General features: G+C 74.9%; 1 protein-coding gene. It reads left to right on the top strand.

Features of this window, described 5'->3' with window-relative positions:
- On the top strand, nt 1-1,060 hold a 1,060-nt coding region (locus Q7F20_RS18615), incomplete at both ends, for a hypothetical protein (RefSeq protein WP_305741540.1).

Genomic DNA, 1,060 nt, shown 5'->3' with positions numbered 1-1,060 from the left:
CAGCGCCGCCGGCCCCGGCTCCGGTTCCGGTTCCGGCGGGAGCGGCACCGGCAGCGGCAGCGACGGCAGCGGCACCGGCACCGGCACCGGCACCGGCACCGGACCGAACGGCACCGCCGCGGGTGGCCACGGTCGCGGCCTCGACTGGTCCGGTCCGGCGGGCGACTGGACGGCGTCCACGGCCTACGACACCACCGTTCCGACCATCCAGGCGGCGTTCACGTGGCGCACGGTCCTCGTCGCCACGGGGGTCGCCGCCGGGTTCCTCGTCCTCATCGCCGCTCCGCTCGCGCTCGTCGCCGGCGTCGCCCGCGATCGGATCCGTTCGCCGTTCGCCGGACTCCTCGGTCGTAACCGCCCCCGTGCCGAGCGACGACGCGGCGACGACGTCCTCCCGACCTGGGCCTCGATCACGGTCGCGGTCCTGGTCGTCGGGCTGTGCACCCTGCTCGGCGTCGGCGTCTCCCTCGAAGCGCGCTACGTCCGCCTGGCGATCGCGGTGTTGCTCGGGGCTGCCGTCCTGACGACGACGATCGTCCTCGCCACCCGGTGGGCGGCCGGGACCGACCGCAGCACGATCGGGTTCCGGGTCTCCCCCTGGCTGGTGCTCGCCGCACTCGTGACGTGCGGCCTCACCCGGACGTTCGACCTCTCCCCCGCAGTGATCGTCGGAGCGGTCCTCGTGCCGGTCGGACGGCCGGACGTCGACACGCAGGCCCTCCGACTCGGCTCGGCGATCGCCTCCGGGGCACGGAGCGCGACGTGGCGGTCGATCGCCCTGCTCGTCGTCGCGGCGGCCGGCTGGATCGTACACTCCCTCACGCCGGGCTCCGGCTTCTGGGTGTCGTTGGTGTCCGAGTTCGCGATCACCCTCTGCGTCGGCGGCCTCGGCGCCGTCGTCACGACGCTGCTGCCGGTCGCCGGGTCCGCTGGACAGGCCCTGCTCGCATCCTCCCGTGGTCGGTACGCGGCGATCGCCGCGGTCGCGGTCGCGTTGGCCGCCGCCGTGTACTCCGGGTCAGCGGGGACGCACGTCTCCCCCGTCGCACTCGTGGTCGTC

Source organism: Curtobacterium sp. A7_M15, from assembly GCF_030705415.1.
Lineage (GTDB): Bacteria > Actinomycetota > Actinomycetes > Actinomycetales > Microbacteriaceae > Curtobacterium.
Note: the sequence above shows the minus strand (reverse complement) of the source record. Positions and strands in the feature narration are given on the sequence as shown.